The organism is Streptomyces xiamenensis (genome assembly GCF_000993785.3).
GTDB lineage: Bacteria > Actinomycetota > Actinomycetes > Streptomycetales > Streptomycetaceae > Streptomyces > Streptomyces xiamenensis.
Map to the genome: position 1 here is coordinate 3,114,323 of NZ_CP009922.3, position 15,811 is coordinate 3,130,133.

Consider the following 15,811-nt stretch of genomic DNA (forward strand, 5'->3'; position numbering starts at 1 on the left):
GGGTCGGCGTCGGAGTGCCCCCAGGTGGGGTGGCCGGTTTCCGTGTCCTGTGTCGGACTAGTCGTTTAAGCGGCCCCAGTGGGTAGGGTCGCCGCATGGAACACGAGGTCTACGTCCCGTTCTCCGCCGCCGTGCTGCGGAGCGCGTTCGCCGATCCGGGGCGGGTGGCCCGTTGTGTTCCCGGCCTTGAGCTGGACCGGGAGCAGCCGTCCGGGCCGTCCGGGGAACCCGCCGCTTCCGCCGCGGGTTCCGGCGCCGCGGCGGAGCCGTCCACTGTCGCCGGCCGGCTGCGGCTGCGCATCGGCGGCACCTCCATCACCTATCGGGGCACCCTGACCGTCACGGCCCCGGCCGGAACCGGGCCCCTCACCCTCACCGCCGAGGGCGGTGAGGCACGCGGTACCGGCACCGCTGCGCTGACCCTCACCGTCGCCCCGCGCACGCTCGCCGACGGCTCCGGCACCACCCTCGCCTTCAGCGCCTCCGTGCGCAGCGAGGGCCGGCTGGCGGCCATCGGGGCACGGCAGCGGGAGACGGCGGGCCGCAGGCTGCTGGACCGCTTCCTGGAGGCGCTGGTGGCCGATCTCGGCCAGGAGGAGGTGGAGCGGGGCGAGGTGCCGCCGGTGAGCGGCACCGGAGGCATCGGTGAGCCCGGTGACAACGAGCGGGTCATCCCCGGCATCCCCGCCCCGAGAGTCAGCCGGCGGCGGCGTCCGCGCACGGTGGGCAGGAGTTCGAGGACCTGGAGAGCCTGGAGGGACTTCCGGAGCTGGAGGGCCTGGAGGAGCTCGACGGCCTGGAGGATCTGCAGGATCTCGAAGCCCTGGAGGACTTGGAGGATCTGGAGGACCTGGAGGAGGAGGGGGAACGCGCCGCCCGCCGGCACAGCCCGGCCCCCGAGGCCGACTTCGCCCGCCGGACCATGATCGGCCGCAGCGCCGAGGAGGTCGACCACGCCCCGCCGCGCGGCCGTTACGCCCCCGCGCCGCCGCCCGGTACCGGGGGCGCCGTCTCCATCCCGCTGCGCTGGGTGGCCCCGGCCGCCGCGCTCGCCCTCGCCTCGGCCGTCGTGGTGGGACGGGTGCTGCGACGGCGCCGCTGAGCGGGCCTCGTTATGGTCTTCGGGTGACCACGGATGACTCAGACCGACCCGACCGCCAGGACGACCGTGCCGAGCAGGGCGTCTCGCTGCGAGCCGGCGGCACCCGGCTGACGGTGCGCCCCGACCAGGGCGCCCGGCTGTCCTCGCTGCTGATCGACGGCACCGAACTGCTGCGGCAGGGCGAGCGCTTCGGCTCCTTCGTGATGGCCCCCTGGTGCGGCCGCACCCGCGAGGGCCGGTTCCGCAACGGCGGGATCTCGCACCAGCTGCCGGTGGACGAGGGCCAGCGGCACGCCATGCACGGCACGGTACGGGGCAGGCCGTGGCGGACGCTGCGGGCCGATGAGCGCTCGGCGGTGTTCAGCCGCGCGATCGGCGCCGGCGAGCAGGGCGACCCCTGGCCGTACGCGGGCACGGTGACCCAGCGCGTCGAACTGGCCGAGGACGGCAGTGGGCTGACGCTCACCCTGGGGGTGGAGACCGCCGAGGTGTCCTTCCCCGCTCAGGCCGGCTGGCACCCCTGGTTCCTGCGGCATCTCACTCCCGGAGCCCCGGGCGCGGAGTTGGCTTTCAGCGCCGGCTGGCAGGAGGAGCGCGGCGATGACCATCTGCCCACCGGGCGGCGCGTGACGCCGCTGCCGGGGCCGTGGGACGACTGTTTCGGGATGCCGGAGGGGGTGGACGTCACCCTGACCTGGCCCGGGCAGCTGGAGCTGAAGGTCGCGAGCCGCAGCGAGTGGGTGGTGATCTACGACGAGGTGGCCGAAGCGCTGTGCGTGGAGCCGCAGTCGGGGCCGCCGAACGGGCTGAACACCACCCCGCACCTGGTCACCCCCATCGAGCCGCTGGAGATCTCCACGGTCTGGACCTGGCGGCGGCTGCCGTAATGTCGGCTTTCATGAACGCGCGTGAGACCCTGCTGCGGCAGATTCAGAACAAGGCCGTGGTGTACGGCAAGGTGACCCTCTCCTCCGGGGTGGAGTCCGACTACTACGTCGACCTGCGGCGGATCACTCTGGACGGGGAGGCCGCCCCGCTGGTGGGCGAGGTGCTGCTGGAGGCCACCGCGCATCTGGAGTACGACGCGGTGGGCGGGCTGACGCTGGGCGCCGACCCGGTGGCCGCGTCGATGCTGCACGCGGCGGCCGCGCGCGGCCGCCGGCTGGACGCGTTCGTGGTGCGCAAGGCGCAGAAGGTGCACGGACTTCAGCGCCGGGTGGAGGGCCCCGACGTGGCGGGCCGCCGGGTGCTGGTGGTCGAGGACACCTCCACCACCGGGTCCTCGGCGCTGGAGGCGGTGGCCGCGGTGCGTGAGGCCGGTGCCGAGGTGGTCGCGGTCGCCGTGATCATCGAACGCGGTGCGGCGCCGGCCGTCGAGGCCGCCGGGCTGCCGTATGTGCAGATCTACGGCCTGCCGGAGCTGGGCCTGGGCTGACACCCCCCGCCAGCGGTTATCGCGGAGAGTCACTGTTTCACGTGAAACGGTGACTCTCTGTGTCTATGGTGCCCGCCACACTGGTGCATCTGTTCCGGTCTGGGAGGATGGGCGGGACGCGGAACCGCACGGATACCAAGGAGCGGACAGATGCCCATCGCAACTCCCGAGGTCTACAACGAGATGCTCGACCGGGCGAAGGCAGGCCAGTTCGCCTACCCCGCCATCAACGTCACCTCGACGCAGACCCTGCACGCCGCACTGCGCGGCTTCGCCGAGGCGGAGAGCGACGGCATCGTACAGATCTCCACGGGCGGCGCCGAGTTCCTGGGCGGTCAGTACGACAAGGACATGGTCTCCGGCGCGACCGCGCTGGCCGAGTTCGCCCATGTCGTCGCCGCGAAGTACCCGGTGAACATCGCGCTGCACACCGACCACTGTCCCAAGGACAAGCTGGACGGTTACGTGCGCCCGCTGCTCCAGCTCTCCAAGGAGCGCGTCGACCGCGGCCTGAACCCCCTCTTCCAGTCCCACATGTGGGACGGCTCCGCCGAGACCCTCAAGGACAACCTGGAGATCGCCGAGGAGCTGCTGGCCCTCGCCGCCGCCGCCAGGATCGTGCTGGAGGTGGAGATCACCCCCACCGGCGGTGAGGAGGACGGCGTCACCCACGAGATCAACGACAAGCTGTACACCACCGTGGAGGACGCCCTGCGCACCGCCGAGGCGCTGGGCCTGGGCGAGAAGGGCCGTTACCTGCTGGCCGCCTCCTTCGGCAATGTGCACGGCGTCTACAAGCCCGGCAACGTCGTGCTCCGCCCCGAGCTGCTCAAGGACCTCCAGGAGGGCGTCGGCGAGCGCTACGGCAAGCAGAGCCCCTTCGACTTCGTCTTCCACGGCGGCTCCGGCTCCACCCGCGAGGAGATCGCCACCGCGCTCGGCAACGGCGTGGTGAAGATGAACCTCGACACCGACACCCAGTACGCCTTCACCCGGCCCGTCGCCGACCACATGTTCCGCAACTACGAGGGCGTGCTGAAGGTCGACGGCGAGGTCGGCGACAAGAAGACCTACGACCCGCGCAGCTGGGGCAAGCTCGCCGAGGCCGGCATGGCCGCCCGCGTCACCCAGGCCTGCGGCGACCTGCGTTCCACCGGCACCCGCCTGAAGTGACACCCCGGGCACCGAGGTGAAAGGCGCCCCCGAGCAGGCAGACTGGACCACATGTCCCTTCACGAGAACCTGCTCGGGGGTCCGCCCCCGACCCACCTGCCCGACGACCCGGAGCCGCGCGAACTGCTCGCGTCCGGCACCGCCCCCTCCGAGGTGGCCGCCAAGTACCCGGCCTCCTCCCTGGTCTGGGCCCAGCTCGCCGACGACGCGTTCGCCGAGGGCGCTCCCGTCGCCTCCTACGCGTACGCCCGCACCGGCTACCACCGCGGCCTGGACGCGCTGCGCCGCAGCGGCTGGAAGGGGCACGGCCCCATCCCGTTCGAGCACGAGCCGAACCGGGGCTTCCTGCGCGCCCTGCACGCGCTGGCGCGCGCCGCGCAGGCCATCGGGGAGCAGGAGGAGTACGAGCGCTGCACGACCTTCCTGCGCGACAGCTCGCCCACCGCGGCCCAGACGCTGTCCTGAACCCCCGCACCTGACCGCCGGGCCCGCGCGACGCCCGTGACCACGAGAGCGCCCCCGCACACCACGCGGGGGCGCTCTTCGGGCCCGGGGGACGTACTCTGCGGCTGTACCCCGGCGATCCCGGGAAGTACGCAGGTGTACGGACCAGCGTGAAGGAGCCAGCGAGATGTCGGACACCCCCGGCGAGCCGACGCTGCACTACGACGGCAGCACGCCGTACGAGGACTATGTACGGGCCGAGGTGCTGACCCACCTCCAGCGCCCGCTCTCGAAGGACCCGGGCGAGATGGCGTTCCTCGTCACCACCCAGGTCATGGAGCTGTGGTTCACCGTGATCGTGCACGAATGGCGGACCGCCGCCGACGCGCTGCGCGGTGATGACCTCCCGCGCGCGCTGGAGGCGCTGCGCCGCTCCGGGTACGAGCTCAGCGCGCTCAACGCCTCCTGGGAGCCGCTGGCCCACCTCACCCCGGGGCAGTTCAACGCCTACCGGGCGGCGCTGGGGGAAGGCTCGGGCTTCCAGTCGGCGATGTACCGGCGGATGGAGTTCCTGCTCGGCGAGAAGTCCGCCGCCATGCTGGTCCCGCACCGCGGCACCCCGAAGGTCCACGACGAGCTGGCCAAGGCCCTGCACGAGCCCGGACTGTACGACGAGGCGCTGGCCTACCTCTCCCGGCACGGCGATCGGCCGCTGCCCGCCGAGGTGCTCGGCCGCGACTTCAGCGCCCGCTACGAGCCGCACCCGGAGGTGGAGGCGGCCTGGCAGCGGGTGTACGCGGCCGGCGACGGCCCCCTCCAGAGGCTGGGGGAGGCGCTGACCGAGGTCGCCGAGCTCGTGTGGCGCTGGCGCAACGACCATCTGGTCGCCACCCGGCGGGCGATGGGCGGCAAGACCGGGACGGCGGGCTCCGCCGGGGTCGCCTGGCTGGAGAAACGTGCCGCCAAGAACGTCTTCCCCGAACTGTGGACGGCGCGCAGCCATGTCTGAAGCCGGCACCGGGACGGAGACAGCCACCGGGGCAGGGACACCGACCGTGGCCGCTGACGCGGGCGAACCCGGGGCCGAGGCGCGGCGGCTGGACGCGGCCGACCCCCTGCGCGCCAAACGCGCCGCGTTCGTCCTGGACGACACCGTCTACCTCGACGGCAACTCGCTGGGCGCCCTGCCCCGTACGGTCCCGGACCGCCTCGCCGAGGTGGTGTCCCGCGAGTGGGGGCAGCTGCGGATCCGCTCGTGGACCGAGTCCGGCTGGTGGACCGCCCCCGAACGGGTCGGCGACCGGATCGCCCCGCTGCTCGGGGCCGCACCCGGCCAGGTGGTGGTGGGTGACTCGACGAGCGTGAACGTCTTCAAGGCCATGGTCGCCGCCGTCCGGATCGCGCCCTCCGGCCGCGACGAGATCCTGGTGGACGCCACCACCTTCCCCACCGACGGCTACATAGCGGACTCCGCGGCCCGGCTGACGGGCCGGACGCTGCGCCCCGTCCCCGCCGAGCGGATCGCGGAGGAGGCCGGACCGCGTACGGCCGCGGTGCTCGTCAACCACGTGGACTACCGCACCGGCGAGCTGCGCGACCTGCCCGGCATCACGGCGGCGGTCCACGCGGCGGGCGCCCAGGCGGTGTGGGACCTGTGCCACAGCGCGGGCGCCCTGCCGCTCGCGCTGGACGCGGACGGCGTGGACTTCGCGGTCGGCTGCACCTACAAGTACCTCAACGGCGGCCCCGGCGCCCCCGCGTTCCTGTACGTGCGCTCCGGGCACCAGGAGGCGTTCGACTCGCCGCTCCCCGGGTGGAACTCGCACGCGGAGCCGTTCGCGATGTCCCCCCGCTACCGCCCGGCCGACGGCGCCCCGCGCGGCCGGGTCGGCACCCCGGAGATCCTGTCGCTGCTCGCCCTGGAGGCCGCGCTGGAGGTGTGGGACGGCGTCGACATGGCCGAGGTGCGGGCCAAGAGCCTGGCCCTGACCGCCTTCTTCGAACGCCGGCTCGCCGGGCTGCTGCCCAGCATCACCCCCGCCGACCCGGCCCGGCGCGGCAGCCAGGTCGCCCTGCGCTGCCCCGACGCGCGCCGGGTCACGGCGGAGCTGACCCGCCGCGGGGTGGTGGCGGACTTCCGTGAACCGGACGTGCTGCGCTTCGGCTTCACCCCGCTGTACACCTCCTTCGCCGACGCGGACCGCGCGGCGCGGGTGCTGACCGAGGTGCTCGCCGGGACCCCGGCCCCGCCCTCCGGCGCGGGGGCGCCCGACACCGGCCGGGACGCCGACGAGGCCGCCGCCCTGCTCTCCCGGCCCCCGGCCCCGCCCGCCCGCACCCTGCGGTACGGCCCGCATCCCGCACAGCTCGTCGACCTGTACGGGGACGGGGACCCGCGGGTGGTGATCGTGCACGGCGGCTGGTGGCGCGAGAGCTACGACCGCGCCCACCTGTCCCCGCTCGCGGCGGCACTGGCCGGGCACGGGGTCCCGGCGGCGCTGATCGAGTACCGCCGGGGAGCGGGGTCCTGGCCGCACGCCGCCGAGGACGTGCGCGCCGCCCTGGACGCCCTGCCGGGCAGCGCACCCCTCACCCTGGCGGGCCACTCGGCCGGCGGCCAGCTGGCACTGTGGGCGGCGGCCCGTGACCACCGCCGGGTGGCCCGTACGGTCGTGGTCTCCCCGGTCGCCGACCTGGTCGCGGCCGACCGGCTGGGCCTGGGCGCGGGCGCGGTCCGCGACCACCTGGGCGGGCCGCACCCGCAGGCCGATCCGCTGCGTCTGCCGACCCCGCCGGGTCCGGTGACCGTGCTGCACGGCGCGGAGGACGGGCAGGTGCCGCTCGCCCACTCGCTGGCGTACGCCACCCGGCACGGCGCGACGGTGATCCCGCTGCCGGGCACCGGGCACTACGCGCCGATGGACCCGGGAACAGCGGCGGGGGCCCGGCTGATCGCCGTGCTGGCGGGCGGTCCGGCGCAGGCAGGTACGTGACGTACGCGACGTACTTGACGTACGTGGTCACCGGCCGCACACTGTGGGCAGAGGACCGAGGAGGCAGGCCATGCCCGCAGTGCACTACGAGAGCTACACCCAGGCTCGCGCACACCTGAAGGACATCCTCGACGCGGCGGACGAGGGCCGGGTGGCGACCGTGCGCCGCGACTCGGGCCGGGCCGCGGTGGTGGACGTGGAGCGGCTGCGCCACTACCTGTCCCTCGTGTGTCCCTCGAAGGCGGAGGTGGTGGCGGAGGCGGGCGGCTGGTCGGTGTTTCTGCCGGGCCTGCCGCTGGCCGCCGACGGCGGGTCCTTCGACGAGGCCATGGAGGAGATGGTCCAGGTCCTGCGCGAGTACGCCGAGGACTGGCAGGACCGGCTGCGCACCGCCCCCAACCATGAAGGCAACTGGGGTCTGGTGCAGTTGATCGCGCTGAGCGATGACGCGCAGCTGCGCGCCTGGCTGGTGGGTGCCGCGCGGTGACCTGGCCCCAGCCCGACCGTGAGAACCACGACCGGTTCTGCCGCACGGAGGAGTGGAAACAGGTCCGGGATGCCCGAGGGCGCACCGGTACCCATCACGTCACCTTTGAACTCGCCCTGTACGACGGCCGGATCCTGCGGACCAGAATCTCGCATCCGGTGGACCGCACCAGGTACGGCCCCGCCATCTGGCGGCACATTCTGCGGGACCAGCTGGACGTCACCGAAGAGGAGTTCTGGGCGTGCGCCCAGCAGGGTGAGCTGCCGGACCGGGGCGCCCCCGAGCCGCCGCGCGAAGCGCTCCCCGCCGATCTGGTGCATCTCCTCCTCCACCGTGTGGGCCTCGACGAGGGAACGGTCGCGGGTATGACCAAGAACGACGCGGTGGCGAGACTCCAGCAGTACTGGACGGACGGGGGCTGACACCGACCGCCGTGCCGTACGCCGCCGACCCGGTGGCGGCCGATCCGCCGCGCCTGCCCAGCACGCCGGGCACGACGCGCCGATGGACCCGGGAACGGCGGCGGGTGCCCGGCTGATCGGCCTCCTCAGGGGAGGCTGAGCCGCAGTTCGGCGAGCCGGGCGAGGTCGTCGGGGATGGTGGCCCGTTCCGCGTCGGAGAGCGGGACGGCCGCCGCCTCGTCCAGGCGCCGGGTGACGGCGGCGGCGTCCTCCCCAGTGCGGTGCGCGACATCGGCGCGCAGGATCAGCAGCCGCGCGCGCTGCACGGGCGTGGGCCGCCGGTGGGTCAGCGCCAGCACCCGGTCCAGCACTGTGGCGGCGGCCGGCAGGTCCTCCTTGGAGTCGGCGAAGAGCGCCGCGAAGTGCAGGGCGCGCTCGAAGGTGTCCTTGGGCGCGGGCTCGATGTGTCCGTCGCCGCCGGTCGGCTGCCCGACCCGGACCGAGTTCCCGCCGGGGTCGGTCATGAGGAACTGCCGCACGCCGTACGCCATGTCCTTCAGCGGCCCGATCCGCGGTATGCCGCGGGTGGGCACCTTCCCGTAGGTCTCCTTGAGGCCGGCCCGGAAGATCTCGTGCAGGGCGTCGACCTCGTCGGTGAGGATGTAGCAGCCGCCGAGGGAGGTGGCCGGGTCGAAGTTCTTCATGCCGAGGAACTGGAGCTCCACCGTGCCGCGTTCGACGACGAGGTAGGCGTACGGGCTGTGCTGCTCGAAGGTCACCGCGAAGCCGAGCGCGGTGTAGAACTCGGCGACCGGCGCGATGGCCGGACAGGTGAGGAGCGGAATGGTTTTCTCAGTCATGCCGCCGACTCTAGTCAAATTTGACTACCGGTGCCTGTGGTGGCACGGAGCATCGCCGCGCACCGCCTCCCGGGGACGGCGCGCGGCGGTGCTCCGGCTCAGGCGAAGAACCCCACGACACCGGCGCCCGGCTTCGCCGCCGCCCGGCGCAGCCACTCCGCGATCGACTCGACGGCTTCCAGGACCTCCCCGTCCAGCGCGGACCGCTGCTCGCGGGTGGCGGACTCCCACTGCGTCAGCGCGCGGGTACAGTCGGCCGCGCTCCACACGCCGTGCCCCGGCACGTCGTCGGGGCGCGGCAGCGGGCCGGGGAAGTCGTGGTAGGTGAAGGAGGTGACGTCCACCGCGGTGACGCCCAGCCGCGCCAGACCCTCGTCCACCCGGCCCAGCCATCCGTAGCGGAAGGGCGAGAAGCTGTTGTTGTCCAGCGCCTGGCCGTGAAAGGCACAGATCCGCTGGTAGGCGTACGCGTACTGGAAGGCGTGCGCCTTCTCGAACGGGCCACCGTCGATCACCGCACGCAGCGCCTCGTACGCCGTGGGCGCCCCCTCGGCTATCTGCTCGGCGAACCACTCGTCGTCCCGGGCGAGTTCCCGCTTGAAGCGGCCGCCCATCATCCGCCGCTGCTTCTCGTCCCCGCCGCCGACGACGCCGCGCACCAGCACGGGATCGACGAGATACAGGCTCAGTGCGTAACTCATGGCGCGAGTCTAGGAGTCGGCGTCCGCCAGGCGGACCGCCGTGCCGTACGCGCACACCTCGGTGCCGAAGTCCGCCGTGCTGACCTCGTACCGCATCGCCAGCACCGCGTTGGCGCCGCGCGCCCGGGCCTGTTCCATCAGCCGCTCCACGGCCTGGGCCCGGGACTCGGCGAGCGTCTTGGTCAGTCCGCGCAGTTCGCCGCCGAACATCGACTTGATGCCCGAACCGATCTGGCTGCCGAGGTTGCGCGAACGCACCGTCAGTCCGAAGACCTCACCGATCACCTCGGTGACCCGGCGCCCCGGGATGTCGTTGGTCGTGACCACCAGCACTCCCGCGGCCGCGCTCGGGCCGCCGCCGAAATCGTCGATGCTCATGCCCACAAGCCTAGGCCGGGCGGCGGGTGATGGCGAGAAGGTGTGCGGAGGCCGCCCGCGACTCCGGACGCCCACCGGTGATCCGCTCCGCCGGCCGGGCCGTGGGCCGGCCGGAATCCCGGCACCGGGGCGCGGTCATGCCAGGTGTGTGTACGCCACGATGTTGGAGTCGTAGCCCGTCTGAGCCGACCAGGCGCCGCCGCAGGTGATGAGGCGGAGCTGGGGGGTGTCGTCCGAGCCGTAGACGAGGTCGGAGGGGAAGTTGTTCTTGGCGTACATCTCCACCGCGTCCACGATGAAGGTCGCCATGGTGCCGTCCTCCCGGTCGACCTCGACCGTCTCGCCGGGCTGGAGGTTCGCCAGGCCCGCGAAGGCCGCCGGGCCGACGTACGTGTCGAGGTGGCCGACCAGCAGGGCCGCCCCGCGCTCGCCGGGGGAGACGCCGCCGGAGTACCAGGCGGCGCGCATGGCGTCCTCCTCGGCCGGGGTGGGCGGGCCGCCGTCCGGGTCGAGCTGGGCCCCGAAGACCTCGACATCCGTGCCCAGGGAGGGGACGCGGACCCGGGTCGGACGGGAGCGGGGCAACGGGGCCCCGTATCCCTCGGCGCCGGTGTAGGAGGGGCCGATCGTCGGGCTGGCCCCGGCCTCGGACTCGGCCACCGCGGTCCGCTGCTTGCCGAACTCGATCACCGGCTCCGGCGGCCAGATGCCGGCCGTCAGACCGACCGTCACCGCCGCCACCGCAGCCGCCACCTCATAGCGGCGGCTGCGGCGCGCGAGCCGTTGGAACCGGGTCAGGCTGGAGGCCGGACGCTGGGCAGCGGCGTGTCTGAGACCCCGGCCGCGCGGCGCCGGACGGCGCCGCCCGCTCGGGGTACCCGGACGGGAGCGGGCGCAACGGTAGCGCTCGCCCGCCCGGCGTACGAGAGCGGCCGGACCGCCCAGGAGGCCGCGCAGGATCTCAGTCACGCTCGTGCCCATCAGTAGTAGTGGTTACCGGCGGAGCGACGGCGCCGGGCGAGGAACACGTAACCCACCGCACCGGCGACGGCGAGACCGCCGCCGACGGCCAGCGCCGTGGTCTGGGCGGTGCTGCCACCGTCCGCCGTGCCGCCGAAGCCGGCCCCCGCGCCACCGGAGGGGGTCGCCGAGGTGAAGGTGAAGTTGGTCGTCAGGGTGACGCCATCGGCGCACACCAGGGTGACCGGGTAGCTCTTCCCGATGGTCAGGCCGCTGGTCCTGATCTTGCCGGTGCCGAACCAGCGACCGTCCGACTCCTTGGTGGCCAGGTTGATGTCGGCCTGGAACGCCTCCGAGGTGGCGGGCCCGCCCGGCTGGCAAGTGGAGCGGACGGTGACGGAGGTACCGGCACCGCCCGCGCTCGGGCTGATGGACAGCGGCGGGTTGGTGGTCTGGCTGCCCTTGTTGTCGCCTCCGGCGACGGCTGGAGCGGCGGCCAGACCGAGGGTCAGAAAGGCGGCGGCGACGCCGGTGACCAGGCGGCGCCCGGTCGTGGACGTCCTTCGCGGTGACTGGGACTTCATAGGAGCGATGACCTCCGGGTCGTCGGCGAACGGCACGCGCGGTGGCGTGACGGGTTGTCACCTATGCGAACAGCGGGTCATGTGATCCGCATCCGGAGTGCGTCCCTGCGGGTGCCGCGTTGCTCCGTACCGGGGTACGGGTGCACCGCGACGGCCTACGGAAGGGCCCGACCGCCCCTCGGGGGAAAGGACGGCCGGGCGTCTGCGGGAAGGGGGCGTGGACACCGCCCTCCCTCCCTTCCATTGTGCTCCCGCGAGGTGCTTCCGCAGGCCCTACTTGGTGTCCAGATCCCGCCTGCCGAAGCCCGCCAGGCCAAGTGCCAGCAGGGCCGCGGCCAGCGCGGTGAGCGTCAGCAGGGACAGCCACGCGGCCCCGTCCAGGGCCGCCGCGGGCAGCTGCGGGACGTGGCCGAAGGGGGAGAGATCGTTCAGCCAGGAGGGGAAGCCGATCAATTCCCCCAGATAGCCGCACACGAATGCGTACGCCGGCACGATCCACGCGGCGGCGCTCACGCGCGGGAACCATCCGTACAGCACCGCCGCGAGCCCGGCCGTGACCCACAGCGCGGGGGCGTACGCCAGCGCCGCGCCCAGCGTCTTCCACAGCAGCGAGCCGTCCGATCCCGACAGCGCGCCGGTGGCGCCGAGGGCGAGACCGCCCACCGCCAGCACGGCGGTGCCGCCCGCCAGCGCCACCAGCAGATGGGAACCGGCCCACCGGGTACGGGACAGGCCCGTCGCCAGCACCGGCTCCGCCCGCCCCGCACTCTCCTCGGCGTGCGGCCGCAGCGCCGCCATCACCACGTACACCGCCGCCACGATCGCCGGGACGATCAGCACCACGGACAGGAAGGACTCGGCCACGGTCGCCCCGCCGGCCCGCGCCACCTGCTCGCGCACCGCCTCGATGTCCTCGATCATCTTCTCGACATCGCCCAGGATCGAGCCGTACATCACCCCCAGCAGCGCGAGCCCGGCGGCGAACGCCACCAGGACGCCCCGGTGCAGCCGCAGCGCGAACCCCAGCGGGTGGCCGAGGGCGGCGGAACCGGTCGGGGAGCCCAGCCGCTGCGCGCGCAACCCGGCGCCCACGTCCCGGCGTACCGACAGGGCGAACGCGCCCCACGTTCCGGCCGCTGCCAGCGCCACCGACAGCAGCAGCGGCCACCAGTGGTCGCCGGCGAACACATAGGTCCGCTGGGCCCACCCGATCGGCGACAGCCACGACAGCGCGGAGCTGCCGCCGTCCCCGCCCACGTCGCCGACCGCCCGCAGCGCGTACGCCACCCCGATGGCGGCCAGCCCCAGGCCGGAGGCACCGCGCGCGTACGGGGTGATCTGTACGGCGACGGCCGCCAGCGCCGCGAACACGAGCCCGGTGGCGGTGTGCGCCGCCCCGTACAGCAGCGCGCCCTCGGCGCCCTGTCCCACCACGGCGGCCGTCACCCCGAGCCCCAGCAGCACGTTGGCGAGCGCGGCGAGCACGAGCGCCGCCGCCAGCTGGGCGTGCCGCCCCAGCACGCCGGCCCGCAGCAGTTCGGCGCGCCCGCTCTCCTCCTCGGCCCGGGTGTGCCGCACCACCGTGAGGACGCTCATGAGTCCGACCACGACCAGGACGAAGCCGAGCATCTGGTGGCCGAGCATCGCGCCGAAGCCGTAGTCGCCCTCCAGATAGCGGGCAGGTCCCGTCATGGCGAGCCCGGCCGGGCTGCCGAGGGTGTCGGCGACGGCCTGCCGGTCGGCGGCGTCCGCGTAGGTGGACTCGAAGCTGGCCAGGGAGGAGGCGGTGCCCAGGACGAGGGCGCCGATCCACACCGGCAGCCGTACCCGGTCGCGGCGCAGCGCGAAGCGCAGCAGGACGCCGGTGCCGGTCAGCGCGCCCGCCGGGGCATCGTCCCGGGCGGGCCGGGGGAGGGGCGCGGTGCCGGGCGCCGCCGTGGTGGCGGCGGTCACCGGTGGGCCGCCAGTTCGTCGCCGTAGTGCCGCAGCATGAGTTCCTCGAGGGTCGGCGGATGGCTGACCAGCGACCTGACCCCGTACCCGGACAGCTCCCGCACCACCGTGTCCAGCCGGGCGCCGTCCACCGTGAAGCGCACCTCCCCGGGCGCCTCGCCGCCGCGCAGGTCGTGCACCCCGGCGACCTGGGCGAGCGCGGCGGACGGGCGCTCGGTGACCGCCTCGATGGTGGTGCGGGTCAGATGCCGCATCTCGTCGAGGGTGCCGCTCTGGACGGTCTTCCCGAGCCGGATGATGCTCACCCGGTCACACAGCTTCTCGACCTGGGCCAGGATGTGGCTGGAGAGCAGCACGGTCTTCCCGGCGGCCTTGGCCTGGAGGATGACGTCCTGGAAGACGACCTCCATGAGCGGGTCGAGGCCGGCGGTGGGCTCGTCCAGCAGGAGGAGTTCGGCGTCGGAGGCGAGGGCGGCGACGATGGCCACCTTCTGCCGGTTGCCCTTGGAGTAGGTGCGGCCCTTCTTCGTCGGGTCGAGGTCGAAGCGCTCGATCAGCTCCGCGCGGCGCCGCGCGTCGAGCCCGCCGCGCAGCCGGCCGAGGAGGTCGATGGCCTCGCCGCCGGTGAGGGAGGGCCACAGTTCGACGTCGCCCGGTACGTACGCCAGCCGCCGGTGCAGGGCCACCGCGTCGGCCCACGGGTCGCCGCCGAGCAGCGTGGCCGTGCCGGTGTCGGCGCGCAGCAGGCCGAGCAGGACCCGGATGGTGGTGGATTTGCCGGCGCCGTTGGGGCCGAGGAAGCCGTGCACCTCACCGGAGCGGACGGTCAGGTCGAGGCCGTCGAGGGCACGGGTCCTGCCGAAGGTCTTCACGAGCCCCGTCACCTCGATGGCGGTGGGGGGAGTTGCCTGGGTCATCTCTCGAAGTTACCGAACTTTCAGTAATGTGTGAAGTTAAGAAAGCGCCAAGAGAGACGGCCGGCGATGAGATGGGAGTATGAGCAGGTGAACGATCAGCAGCCCCGGGACGAGGCGGCCGTGGCGGCCTTCGTGGAACGGTTCGCCGCCGACCTCATCGAAGCCGGCATGGCCCGGATGCCGGCCAGGATCTTCGCCTGCCTGATGGCCTCGGAGGAGGGGGTCCTCAGCGCCGCCGAGATCGGCCGCCGGCTCCAGGTCAGCCCGGCCGCCGTCTCCGGCGGCGTGCGCTACCTCGCCAATGTCCACATGGTCAGCCGCGAACGCGAGCCCGGCTCCCGGCGCGAGCGCTACCGCCTCCACCAGCACGTGTGGTTCGCCGCCCTGGTCCACCGCGAACCGATCATCGAGCGCTGGAGCGCCAGCATGCGCGCCGGGGCCGAGGTCGTCGGCCCCGGCACCCCGGCCGCCGAACGGCTGGCCGAGACCGCCGACTTCATGTTCTTCCTCCAGGAGGAGCTGAGCGGGATGCTGGACCGCTGGCGCGAACGGAAGCGCACCGGCACCGGCACCGGCACCGACTAGCCCGGCGGCATCCGCAGCCGCAGTCCGCCCTCCAGCACGGTCCAGGTCCGCGCCCGGGTCGGCCCGCAGTCCATCGCGTCCGCCCGGTACCGGAACCCCTGCCCCGTCTGCCCGGTCACCGTCACCGACGCCGCCCGCACCCGTACCTCGGAACCGCCCCGGACCACCACCTCGGCCAGCCCGCCCGCGGCCCGCACCGACACCGCCGTCACCGGCCGGTCGCCGACCACCAGCACCCGCCCGTCCGCCTCCACCCGCAGCCGCTCACCGCGGACCTGCGCGGCGCCGAACCCGCGCCGCCACCACGGCACCACCGGCGGACGCGGCGCCGGAATGCCCAGCGCGCCGAGCACCACGTCCCCCGCGTCGTCCGTCAGCAGGTCCAGCGACCGGTCCGCGCCCGCCAGCACCGCCCGCGAGGCGGCCACCGCGTCCGTCGGCACCCCGAGGCCGCGCGCCAGCGCCACCGCCGGGCCCGCGCCCACCGGCACCATCGCCAGCGGCGCCACCGCCAGCTCTCCCGCGCGGTGCAGCGCCCGTACCGCCCGGACCAGGGCCCGGTCGTCCCCGACGATCACCACCCGGTGGCTGCCGCGCCGGGCCAGCGCCCTCGACATGGCCTGCGGACCCTCCAGCATGCGGACCTTGGCCTCACCCGCCCCCACACCCGCGCACAGCACATCGCGCGCGATCCTTACCGATTCCCCATCCGCACGCCGTGCCGCCGGGTCGATGACGATGAGCACCTGTTCGCCTCCCGCCCCCATCTCCCGTAAGCTCTCTGTGCAAGAGCCCCTGTCGCGATTGCGCCAGGGGTTTCGTCGATCCGGGGCAGCTG

18 protein-coding genes and 1 pseudogene are annotated in these 15,811 nt (G+C 73.7%); 11 read left to right on the forward strand and 8 right to left on the reverse strand.

Annotation, left to right across the window (positions count from 1 at the left end):
• The first annotated feature begins 95 nt into the window (after nucleotides 1–95).
• The 10 genes and pseudogenes from SXIM_RS14260 (at nucleotide 96) to SXIM_RS14300 (ending at nucleotide 8,056) form a co-directional block, all read left to right on the forward strand.
• Complete coding sequence (locus SXIM_RS14260) at nucleotides 96–926, forward strand: SRPBCC family protein (RefSeq protein WP_053116194.1); 831 nt, start codon at nucleotides 96–98, stop codon at nucleotides 924–926.
• On the forward strand, nucleotides 923–1,102 hold the full coding sequence (locus SXIM_RS28115; RefSeq protein ID WP_425473462.1) for a hypothetical protein: 180 nt from the start codon (nucleotides 923–925) through the stop codon (nucleotides 1,100–1,102). Before SXIM_RS14260 ends, SXIM_RS28115 begins: the two co-directional genes overlap by 4 nt.
• Before the next feature lie 23 nt (nucleotides 1,103–1,125).
• Nucleotides 1,126–1,989: an aldose epimerase family protein gene (locus tag SXIM_RS14265; RefSeq protein ID WP_030733067.1), complete on the forward strand. Its 864-nt coding sequence runs from the start codon at nucleotides 1,126–1,128 to the stop codon at nucleotides 1,987–1,989.
• Nucleotides 1,990–2,000: 11 nt separating this feature from the next.
• Nucleotides 2,001–2,537: an orotate phosphoribosyltransferase gene (pyrE, locus tag SXIM_RS14270; protein ID WP_030733069.1), complete on the forward strand. Its 537-nt coding sequence runs from the start codon at nucleotides 2,001–2,003 to the stop codon at nucleotides 2,535–2,537.
• A gap of 150 nt (nucleotides 2,538–2,687) precedes the next feature.
• Complete coding sequence (gene fbaA, locus SXIM_RS14275; RefSeq protein WP_030733072.1) at nucleotides 2,688–3,710, forward strand: class II fructose-bisphosphate aldolase; 1,023 nt, start codon at nucleotides 2,688–2,690, stop codon at nucleotides 3,708–3,710.
• Between the two features lie 51 nt (nucleotides 3,711–3,761).
• Entirely contained in the window at nucleotides 3,762–4,175 is a 414-nt protein-coding gene (locus tag SXIM_RS14280; RefSeq protein ID WP_030733075.1) for a DUF3151 domain-containing protein, read from the forward strand.
• A gap of 166 nt (nucleotides 4,176–4,341) precedes the next feature.
• Nucleotides 4,342–5,163, forward strand: coding sequence for a tryptophan 2,3-dioxygenase family protein (locus SXIM_RS14285; RefSeq protein WP_030733078.1), 822 nt, complete (start codon nucleotides 4,342–4,344; stop codon nucleotides 5,161–5,163).
• Nucleotides 5,156–6,391: pseudogene (gene kynU, locus SXIM_RS28120) on the forward strand (kynureninase); the annotation flags it as partial. The gene SXIM_RS14285 and the pseudogene kynU, both read left to right, overlap by 8 nt.
• An 826-nt stretch (nucleotides 6,392–7,217) precedes the next feature.
• Nucleotides 7,218–7,634 carry a prevent-host-death protein gene (locus SXIM_RS14295; RefSeq protein ID WP_030733085.1) on the forward strand — a complete coding sequence of 139 codons (417 nt, stop codon included), beginning with the start codon at nucleotides 7,218–7,220 and terminating at the stop codon, nucleotides 7,632–7,634.
• Complete coding sequence (locus SXIM_RS14300; RefSeq protein ID WP_030733088.1) at nucleotides 7,631–8,056, forward strand: hypothetical protein; 426 nt, start codon at nucleotides 7,631–7,633, stop codon at nucleotides 8,054–8,056. The genes SXIM_RS14295 and SXIM_RS14300 overlap by 4 nt, the downstream gene beginning before the upstream one ends.
• A gap of 125 nt (nucleotides 8,057–8,181) precedes the next feature.
• Here the strand turns inward: SXIM_RS14300 and SXIM_RS14305 are convergent, their stop codons facing one another.
• The 7 genes from SXIM_RS14305 to SXIM_RS14335 all read right to left on the reverse strand — a co-directional run bounded on the left by SXIM_RS14305 (nucleotide 8,182) and on the right by SXIM_RS14335 (nucleotide 14,388).
• Nucleotides 8,182–8,895 carry a bleomycin resistance protein gene (locus tag SXIM_RS14305; RefSeq protein WP_046724254.1) on the reverse strand — a complete coding sequence of 238 codons (714 nt, stop codon included), beginning with the start codon at nucleotides 8,893–8,895 and terminating at the stop codon, nucleotides 8,182–8,184.
• Between the two features lie 98 nt (nucleotides 8,896–8,993).
• Nucleotides 8,994–9,596, reverse strand: coding sequence for a DUF7691 family protein (locus tag SXIM_RS14310; protein WP_046724255.1), 603 nt, complete (start codon nucleotides 9,594–9,596; stop codon nucleotides 8,994–8,996).
• 9 nt (nucleotides 9,597–9,605) lie between these two features.
• Complete coding sequence (locus SXIM_RS14315) at nucleotides 9,606–9,974, reverse strand: YbjQ family protein (protein ID WP_030733097.1); 369 nt, start codon at nucleotides 9,972–9,974, stop codon at nucleotides 9,606–9,608.
• Between the two features lie 135 nt (nucleotides 9,975–10,109).
• Nucleotides 10,110–10,943 carry a class F sortase gene (locus SXIM_RS14320; protein ID WP_168222770.1) on the reverse strand — a complete coding sequence of 278 codons (834 nt, stop codon included), beginning with the start codon at nucleotides 10,941–10,943 and terminating at the stop codon, nucleotides 10,110–10,112.
• A gap of 11 nt (nucleotides 10,944–10,954) precedes the next feature.
• Complete coding sequence (locus tag SXIM_RS14325) at nucleotides 10,955–11,554, reverse strand: hypothetical protein (RefSeq protein WP_148236114.1); 600 nt, start codon at nucleotides 11,552–11,554, stop codon at nucleotides 10,955–10,957.
• A gap of 237 nt (nucleotides 11,555–11,791) precedes the next feature.
• Complete coding sequence (locus SXIM_RS14330; RefSeq protein WP_046724256.1) at nucleotides 11,792–13,471, reverse strand: ABC transporter permease; 1,680 nt, start codon at nucleotides 13,469–13,471, stop codon at nucleotides 11,792–11,794.
• Entirely contained in the window at nucleotides 13,468–14,388 is a 921-nt protein-coding gene (locus SXIM_RS14335; RefSeq protein ID WP_030733105.1) for an ABC transporter ATP-binding protein, read from the reverse strand. Before SXIM_RS14335 ends, SXIM_RS14330 begins: the two co-directional genes overlap by 4 nt.
• 66 nt (nucleotides 14,389–14,454) lie before the next feature.
• Between SXIM_RS14335 and SXIM_RS14340 the strand changes: the two genes are divergently transcribed.
• Nucleotides 14,455–14,973, forward strand: a complete 519-nt coding sequence (locus tag SXIM_RS14340; protein WP_046724257.1) for a GbsR/MarR family transcriptional regulator — start codon at nucleotides 14,455–14,457, stop codon at nucleotides 14,971–14,973.
• On the opposite strand, the gene SXIM_RS14345 is transcribed toward SXIM_RS14340, so the two are convergent.
• A complete protein-coding gene (locus SXIM_RS14345) occupies nucleotides 14,970–15,740 on the reverse strand; it encodes a diacylglycerol kinase family protein (protein ID WP_030733107.1) in 771 nt (256 codons plus the stop codon). The two genes, SXIM_RS14340 and SXIM_RS14345, sit on opposite strands and share 4 nt — an antisense overlap.
• Nucleotides 15,741–15,811: the final 71 nt, after the last annotated feature.

Bases quoted from the DNA above. Each gene is read 5' to 3' on its own strand.
- SXIM_RS14260 (WP_053116194.1), top strand. From the start codon at position 96: ATGGAACACGAGGTCTACGTCCCGTTCTCCGCCGCCGTGCTGCGGAGC.
- SXIM_RS28115 (WP_425473462.1), top strand. From the start codon at position 923: ATGATCGGCCGCAGCGCCGAGGAGGTCGACCACGCCCCGCCGCGCGGC.
- pyrE (WP_030733069.1), top strand. From the start codon at position 2,001: ATGAACGCGCGTGAGACCCTGCTGCGGCAGATTCAGAACAAGGCCGTG.
- fbaA (WP_030733072.1), top strand. From the start codon at position 2,688: ATGCCCATCGCAACTCCCGAGGTCTACAACGAGATGCTCGACCGGGCG.
- SXIM_RS14280 (WP_030733075.1), top strand. From the start codon at position 3,762: ATGTCCCTTCACGAGAACCTGCTCGGGGGTCCGCCCCCGACCCACCTG.
- SXIM_RS14285 (WP_030733078.1), top strand. From the start codon at position 4,342: ATGTCGGACACCCCCGGCGAGCCGACGCTGCACTACGACGGCAGCACG.
- SXIM_RS14295 (WP_030733085.1), top strand. From the start codon at position 7,218: ATGCCCGCAGTGCACTACGAGAGCTACACCCAGGCTCGCGCACACCTG.
- SXIM_RS14305 (WP_046724254.1), bottom strand. From the start codon at position 8,895: ATGACTGAGAAAACCATTCCGCTCCTCACCTGTCCGGCCATCGCGCCG.
- SXIM_RS14310 (WP_046724255.1), bottom strand. From the start codon at position 9,596: ATGAGTTACGCACTGAGCCTGTATCTCGTCGATCCCGTGCTGGTGCGC.
- SXIM_RS14315 (WP_030733097.1), bottom strand. From the start codon at position 9,974: ATGAGCATCGACGATTTCGGCGGCGGCCCGAGCGCGGCCGCGGGAGTG.
- SXIM_RS14335 (WP_030733105.1), bottom strand. From the start codon at position 14,388: ATGACCCAGGCAACTCCCCCCACCGCCATCGAGGTGACGGGGCTCGTG.
- SXIM_RS14340 (WP_046724257.1), top strand. From the start codon at position 14,455: ATGAGATGGGAGTATGAGCAGGTGAACGATCAGCAGCCCCGGGACGAG.
- SXIM_RS14345 (WP_030733107.1), bottom strand. From the start codon at position 15,740: ATGGGGGCGGGAGGCGAACAGGTGCTCATCGTCATCGACCCGGCGGCA.